The organism is Pleomorphomonas carboxyditropha (genome assembly GCF_002770725.1).
In the GTDB taxonomy this organism is placed as follows: domain Bacteria; phylum Pseudomonadota; class Alphaproteobacteria; order Rhizobiales; family Pleomorphomonadaceae; genus Pleomorphomonas; species Pleomorphomonas carboxyditropha.
Window position 1 is genome coordinate 1 of record NZ_NQVN01000063.1, and the last position, 1426, is coordinate 1426.

Genomic DNA, 1426 nt, shown 5'->3' on the forward strand with positions numbered 1-1426 from the left:
GTCGACCGCATGGTGACGCTCGGCTGCAAGCCGGTCAGCGAGGCGGTGCCGCTCGACAAGGGCATCGACTGCATGAAGAACTTCGGCACCGCCTACATCCTGGAGCGCCGCGAGATCGGCATCTTCAACATCGGCGGCGCCGGCTCGATCGAGGCCGACGGCGAGACCTTCCGTCTCGGCTTCCAGGACTGCCTCTACATCACCAAGGGCACCAAGTCGGTCGTCTTCAGGAGCGACGATCCCAAGGCGCCGGCCAAGTTCTACATGGTCTCCGCCCCGGCCCACAAAGCCTGCAAGACCACCTTCCTGTCGCTCGCCGATGCCAGGAAGAAGCCGGTCGGCGACGAGACCACCTCCAACAAGCGCGTCATCAACCAGTTCATCCATCCCGACGTGCTGGAGACCTGCCAGCTCTCCATGGGCCTCACCCAACTGGCGCCGGGCAGCGTCTGGAACACCATGCCGGCCCATACCCACGAGCGGCGGATGGAGATCTACACCTACTTCAACATTCCCGAGGGACAGGCCGTCTTCCACATCATGGGCGAGGGCAACGAGACCCGCCACATCCTGGTGCACAACGAGCAGGCGGTGATCTCGCCGTCCTGGTCGATCCATGCCGGTTGCGGCACCGCCGCCTATACCTTCATCTGGGCGATGGGCGGCGAGAACCAGACCTTCGACGACATGGACCACATCGCCATCGGCGACCTGCGCTGAGCGAACGAGGACAGACGGCAATGACCCATCCGAACGCATTCTCGCTCGAAGGCAAGGTAGCGCTGGTCACCGGCGCCTCCTACGGCATCGGCTTCGCGCTGGCCAGCGCGCTGGCCGAGGCCGGCGCCACCATCGCCTTCAACGACATCAACGAGGAATTCCTCGCCAAGGGCCTTGCCGCCTACAAGGCGGCCGGCATCGACGCCCGCGGCTATATCGCCGACGTCACCGACGAGCCGGCGGTGCAGAAGCTGGTGGCCGACATCGAGAAGGATCTCGGCCCGGTCGATATCCTGGTCAACAACGCCGGCATCATCAAGCGCATCCCGATGCACGAGATGGACGTCAAGGACTTCCGCCAGGTGATCGACATCGACCTGACGGCGCCGTTCATCGTCGCCAAGGCGGTGATCCCCGGCATGATCAGGAAGGGCGGCGGCAAGATCATCAACATCTGCTCGATGATGTCGGAGCTCGGCCGCGAGACGGTGTCGGCCTACGCGGCGGCCAAGGGCGGCCTCAAGATGCTGACCCGCAACATCGCCTCCGAGTACGGCGCCTTCAACATCCAGTGCAACGGCATCGGCCCCGGCTATATCGAGACGCCGCAGACCGCGCCGCTGCGCGTGGCCGGCCACCCGTTCGATGCTTTCATCCGGGCGAAGACGCCGGCCGGCCGCTGGGGCACCACCGACGACCTGAAGGG

General features: G+C 65.2%; 2 protein-coding genes. Both read left to right on the forward strand.

Annotated features, from left to right (window positions below; translation table 11 throughout):
- A partial coding sequence (kduI, locus tag CJ014_RS27200; RefSeq protein WP_100083619.1) for a 5-dehydro-4-deoxy-D-glucuronate isomerase occupies positions 1 to 720 on the forward strand: 720 nt, incomplete at its 5' end.
- 20 nt (positions 721 to 740) lie between these two features.
- On the forward strand, positions 741 to 1426 hold a 686-nt coding region (locus tag CJ014_RS27205; RefSeq protein WP_100083620.1), incomplete at its 3' end, for a gluconate 5-dehydrogenase.